Source organism: Vibrio sp. V42_P2S4T144, from assembly GCF_009904715.1.
Lineage (GTDB): Bacteria > Pseudomonadota > Gammaproteobacteria > Enterobacterales > Vibrionaceae > Vibrio > Vibrio alginolyticus.
Window position 1 is genome coordinate 1 of sequence record NZ_WXWS01000045.1, and the last position, 5,588, is coordinate 5,588.

Here is a 5,588-nt window from a genome sequence, read left to right on the forward strand (position 1 = left end):
ATCACTCCTAAAAAATAAAGCGAAGCGTCAAACTAGCGTTAATATTACTAATCAAAAAATATAAAGTAAGCACTAAAATCAAAAGAAATAACGAAAAATATTGTTAAATATATGTTGTTGCTTAAGGGGCAATTATGCAGGTAATGTTCAGTTATTCAATGTAATTACAGCAATTGTGATTATTTATGCCGTTATTATTCATTTGTATTTTTGAGTTTTGTAATGAGTTTGTTTTATTAGAAATTCTAATTTGAATGGGTAAAATTTGTCATTTCTTAAACAATAAGAAACTGACTAATATACAACCAACTAAACAGACTACTGCTTTTAAAGAGAGGCAATCATGGCACAAGCAATGCAAATGACAAATGTAGCTTTACCAACCTCTATGGATAAGAAAACCTACGCGGTTAACTTCAAAGGACTGATTGCTCACTTACTGGACATTCTATTTGTAGATAACACTGCGCCACGCAGTTACTACGCAGAAGACTTGTCAGCACATATTCAAAAAGACATCGGTATGTACCGTTGATATTGAAATAGTGTAAGAAATACCGGCCTATGAGCCGGTATTTTTTTTATTTGTAAAACATGCCTACTCAACCTACGCCCTAGAAAAGAAACACTCTAGAGGAGGTAGACATGACTGAAGTGCGATATTACTTCTTGCGGCAGTATTCTGCGATCACGTACATCGACTGACCACCATTTGCCTTACCCGAAACTAGCTTTGGATCATCGCCAAGGCTAATACCACGAATCACTGTACCTTGTTTGATTACTTGGTTAGTGCCTTTTACTGGTAGGTCTTTAATTACTGTTACATCGTCACCTTTCTTAAGTTCAGTGCCGTTACAGTCAACCGTTTTATCGTCAGCAGACATCCCTTTCATTGCCCAGTTCATTTGCTCTTCTTCCATGTACATCATGTCAAGAGCATCTTGAGCCCAGCTTTCTGTGTTTAGGCGAGTGAGTTGGCGCCATGCAGTCACTTGTACAGCAGGAACCTGGCTCCACATACTTTCGTTTAGACAACGCCAGTGGTTAATGTCTTTTGGCTCATCGATCTCACCCAGACACTTATCACAAACCATGATGGCAGTATCAACCGTCACATTACCGTGAGGTGGGACAGCGTATGCAGTTAGTTGAGATTCAGAAGAACACAGTTCACATTTTGACTCGCAGCGCGCAAGCAGAGTAGCTTCAATAGACATAAGGACTCACCTTAGTAATGTTATTTTGTGGCGGTATTATCCACTTTATCCTGAGAAATAAAAGGGTGTTAGCGAATTAAAGATTAGATTTTACAATACTCCAACCTGATTAAGGTGAAGATGTAAAATATTCGCTAAATAAATAATACGGAAGTATAAAAGACACTATTAATTGTTTTGGTTTATGAATTGGTTGTGTCAATTTCTACAACGATTACAAACCTAAAAGAGGTAAATGTAGAGAGAGGGTGGCTAGAACATAGCCCTCTAATTTACAGAGGGCCTGTCGTTAACGTTCGACAATCTGGACAATTTGCTCTTTTGAAATACTCATTTCTTTACCATCCATGTCTTCATACTCGTACATACCCGTTTCTTCGTTCAGGTCTGGTTTACCGTAAGAGGTAATAATTTTCCCTTCATTTGTCGACATCAGATATTGGCTACTTCCGCATGCAGCAAGAAGTAATACAGTGGCAATAACAGTCAATACGCGCATAGAGTTTTCCTTTTAAACAAGTGAGTTAGGCAAAGACATCGATTTAACTATAGCAGAGGAAATATGAGTGGGTTTGAATACAATTGAAATGAAAAAGCCCAGTAGAAACTGGGCTTTGGTAAGAGAGGTAATACGATTACTTCAGAACGGAAGTATTAGTCACACCCGTTAAAGTGTCATCCATTAAGAAGTCTGTGTTTTCCATTTGCATCTCAACGTGATGGTCAATATCAGAAAGTGTGCCATTTGGCGAAGCAAAAGTACTGTGCGATGCAGTAGCATTAAACTGTACAAAGCTCGCAGTTGCATTCACAGTAGTGTCCGTACTGTTCACAGTCTTCAATCCTAGCTTATTAGCAAGCGGTTCAGTACCCGCGAATGGTGCATTTGGAACGCTGTTTGGTACTGTGCTATCGCCATCCACTTCTGTCATCAAGAATGGTGTCGTTAGCGAACCAGATGCCACTAAATCTGAAGCGTTTGTGAACGGATCGACAGTGTCTAGTGTAGTCTGTGCTGCATAGATAAATTGTGAGAAACCTGCTTCTAGCGCTGCTACTTGAGCTTCCGTTGCCGCAGCCTCAAAAGCTTCGTAACATGTTTTATCTTCTAGATCCGCACATGATGCATCAGCGTAAGTCGCATAGTCTTTTGATGCTGCATAAGCGAGGTTATGTTTGATCTGAGGGCCGTAATTGTCTGAACCCAGTAACAAATTACCAATTTGTCCACCAGAGTTCTGTACTGATGCAGAACTAAAGGTGTACAGCGCATCCGCAGTAGGGCTGCCCAATGTATTGTTTGCTGCTGCGACGGCAGATGTAGCTACAATACCGCCAAGTGAATGACCTAGCATTTTGACTTTTGAACCCGTCATTGGGTTGAAGCCTTGCAGAGGACCTCCAGCTAAAAGACCGCCTTGAGCAGATACTACCAAGCTAGCGCGCAAACCTAACACATCCAGAACACTTTGACGTAGGTTGTCACGCGCAACGGCTAAATTGGAAAGATTTAGATAAGCCAGTACATTCGCATTTGCGGAACGTTGTTCATCTAAGCTGCGCGTACCATGAATAGGTAAGTCAATAGCGATAACTGCCACACCTGCTTTTACCATATTGAACGCGAACGCGTACGCATTCTCTTTCGCAGAGGTGATGCCGTGTTGATAAATCACAACGTCTGTCGCGACGCCAGATTTAGGTGTGAAGACCAGTACTTCGACATCTTCAACCGATTTCACTACGGGAACAGGCGAGTAGCGAGTAATAATACGCTCACTATCAAGCTGGGTACCATCGGTAAGAGTAAGCTTAGCTCCAACAAGTTTTAGCTGCTCTGTAGGATCTGTAGCAAGCTTTGTCACATCAACAGGATCATTTGCAAAAACGCCTGTTGATAGCTGCTGAACCATGTTTGCTTGCTCGTTCGGATCCGCTAATGCTGCGCTTAGCTTCGCTAGGCTTGGCATCGCAGATACCATTGGTTGCATGTTCCAGCTTGCGCCTTTTTCCAAGTAATGAGGCAGTCTTACCACACCTTGTGTCACGCTTACATCGGCACCTGATTGCATGTAAAGGCCTTTAATTGCCGTTTTAGCTGCGTCTAGATCGCTAATGTATTTACTAAAGTCATCGTCAGAGTCTAGCGCAGTGCTAAAGTCTTGGGTTTCACCGAGCGTTATTGTGTAGGCCGTTGATAAGTCTACTGAACCTTCGTTTGAGTCATTTTTGTAAACGGTATTTAGTGTGTTTGCGCCAGTAGAAAAACCAGTAGCGGTTACTCCTTTGACTGCCGCTAACGTATCACCTACAGACTGGGTACTGAACCATGAGGAGTAAACGATGTCGTTAGGGTCAACTTGAGCTAGACCAAAAATGCCTTCAACCGCCTGAGTGACTGCTTGAACAGAAGCAAGGTCGCCAGTTTCATAAACGATTTCTTTCGATTTAACTGTCGCATAACTTGCTGATGTACCAATTGGCTCACCATTCACGTCAGTAACATCTTGTGTAACCGCAAAAATGTACTCGCTTGACTCATCAAGTGCAGCCAAGAACTGGATGTATAGAGAGCTACCTTTTGCTTGAACTACGTAGTCCTGATTCTGAACGAGTACCTCTTCGATTGGGTTAGATTTACCGTCCCACTCGGTTAAGCGTTGGTTAATCTTGATGACTTTAACACCAGACGACAGCATGCCCGTTGCAAAACCGTCGCCGTTGAAGTTAAGAACGATTGGCATAGACGTTGACCATCCATCCATCGTGTTCATTGAGGCTCTAGGGTTGGTTAAAGCATCATCGCCATCAGTTGGCAGACCAAGCGTACCATCGCTTGTGTCCATTAATAAGTAAGACGGTGCCGGTACATCTGCGTTCGCTCCTTGAAGCGTAAAACTGATGGATGTTTCGCGATCAAGCAATGCTTGGACTTCATCTTCAAATTGAACTTTGTCGGAAGTACCAGAGCTGGAGGTATCATCACCACAACCAGCAAGAAGGATTGCAGAACAAAGCATTGATAATTTAAACGTGTGTTTCATTGGTTTACTCCGTAATCCCATTATTTGAAGGTGTAGTTCATCTGTACCGCGCTGATGTAAGCAGTACCTTCTGAGTCAAACTTAATCTCTTCACCCAGAGCATTTGTCTCAGTGAAAGAGCCTGATTTACTCTTAACAAGTGCAAAGCCTGCATCGAAAGTTAAATTCTCACTCATTGCGTAAGTTAGGCCCGCGCTGTACCAAAAACGGTCACTGTCAGGGATACTCAATGTCGCTTCACCTGCTTGTTCGTCGTACGCAAAGCCTGCACGGAATGTCCAGTCTGTATTAAGTATGTAAGTTGCACCAACGGAGTAGCGATTGTTGTCTTCATATTTCTCAGGTTTAAAGAAACATACTCCGTCATTACATTCGTTACTGGTCGCTTTTAGTTCTTTAAATGTGCTCCAGTCGGTTTGTTGCCAGCCGTAATGTACAGCCCATTGTTCATTCAGTTGATGGAAAGCCGATAATTCGATAATTGAAGGGAGAGAGATTTTTAAACGGCCATCAACTTTTGGTGATGAAGCTCGACCAGAGTCGTAACTACTAAACTCACCGTCATCAAAATCTAGATCAACCTTAGAGCGGTAGCCAAAGCCAAAACGGTTGTTTTCATTTAGCTCAAATAAAGCGCCGACATTCCAACCCCAAGCGAAAGTTTCACCTTCCATGCCGACAAGGTTATCGGACTTATTACCACCTAAAATACCGGCGAGTGCGCCTTTGTGACGAGTCAGCTCTGCTTCAGCGTATACTAGGTTGATACCACCACCGACACTGAAAGACTCGTTGATACGGTAAGCGACATTAGGGTTGATGTTTACTGAAAGTAGGGAAGTGTCACCCGCCATATCACCTGCGGAAATATCATTTGGATAGTCAGTGGCAACACCGTATGTTGTGAACATACCGATGCCCCAGGCCCAGTTATCATTGATAGGGCTGATGTAATAACCTGCTGGCACGATCTGTAAAGGGGCGACATCTTTCGCGTGTTCATTGTTTACAGTGTCGTACACATCGACTTCAGGGTCGATGATAGATAACGCGCCCGAAAATTGAGCTTCTTTGAAAAGTGTCATTGCTGCAGGGTTACGAGCAAGGACGCTGGCATTATCTGCAACAGCCCCTTCACCTGAAAATGCTCGACCAAGACCAGATGCCGAATGTTCAGCTACCTGGAAGCCCGCTGAGTGGGCATTACACGCAAACAATATTGAAATTGTAAGCAGAGAGCAGTGCTTCTTGTTCATCCTTGACCCTCCTAGGGTGTCATAATGCTGGACCGAAGTCCTTGTAATTGTTGTGTGGTACTTACACC

The 5,588-nt window shown here is 43.0% G+C and carries 5 protein-coding genes; 1 reads left to right on the forward strand and 4 read right to left on the reverse strand.

Features of this window, described 5'->3' with window-relative positions; all coding sequences use genetic code 11:
- Nucleotides 1–343: 343 nt before the first annotated feature.
- Complete coding sequence (locus tag CAG68_RS01395) at nucleotides 344–535, forward strand: hypothetical protein (protein WP_005376351.1); 192 nt, start codon at nucleotides 344–346, stop codon at nucleotides 533–535.
- Between the two features lie 127 nt (nucleotides 536–662).
- Here the strand turns inward: CAG68_RS01395 and CAG68_RS01400 are convergent, their stop codons facing one another.
- From CAG68_RS01400 to CAG68_RS01415, 4 genes are all read right to left on the reverse strand, one after another.
- On the reverse strand, nucleotides 663–1,220 hold the full coding sequence (locus CAG68_RS01400) for a PhnA domain-containing protein (RefSeq protein WP_005376350.1): 558 nt from the start codon (nucleotides 1,218–1,220) through the stop codon (nucleotides 663–665).
- Nucleotides 1,221–1,509: 289 nt separating this feature from the next.
- The gene (locus tag CAG68_RS01405; protein ID WP_005376349.1) at nucleotides 1,510–1,719 is read right to left on the reverse strand and encodes a YgdI/YgdR family lipoprotein; all 210 of its coding nucleotides are present in this window, start codon (nucleotides 1,717–1,719) and stop codon (nucleotides 1,510–1,512) included.
- 136 nt (nucleotides 1,720–1,855) lie between these two features.
- Nucleotides 1,856–4,264, reverse strand: coding sequence for a VolA/Pla-1 family phospholipase (locus tag CAG68_RS01410; protein ID WP_161440708.1), 2,409 nt, complete (start codon nucleotides 4,262–4,264; stop codon nucleotides 1,856–1,858).
- A 20-nt stretch (nucleotides 4,265–4,284) separates the two neighbouring features.
- A complete protein-coding gene (locus CAG68_RS01415; protein WP_017821929.1) occupies nucleotides 4,285–5,520 on the reverse strand; it encodes an outer membrane protein transport protein in 1,236 nt (411 codons plus the stop codon).
- Nucleotides 5,521–5,588 lie beyond the last annotated feature (68 nt).

Bases quoted from the DNA above. Each gene is read 5' to 3' on its own strand.
- CAG68_RS01410 (WP_161440708.1), bottom strand. From the start codon at position 4,264: ATGAAACACACGTTTAAATTATCAATGCTTTGTTCTGCAATCCTTCTT.
- CAG68_RS01415 (WP_017821929.1), bottom strand. From the start codon at position 5,520: ATGAACAAGAAGCACTGCTCTCTGCTTACAATTTCAATATTGTTTGCG.
- CAG68_RS01405 (WP_005376349.1), bottom strand. From the start codon at position 1,719: ATGCGCGTATTGACTGTTATTGCCACTGTATTACTTCTTGCTGCATGC.
- CAG68_RS01395 (WP_005376351.1), top strand. From the start codon at position 344: ATGGCACAAGCAATGCAAATGACAAATGTAGCTTTACCAACCTCTATG.
- CAG68_RS01400 (WP_005376350.1), bottom strand. From the start codon at position 1,220: ATGTCTATTGAAGCTACTCTGCTTGCGCGCTGCGAGTCAAAATGTGAA.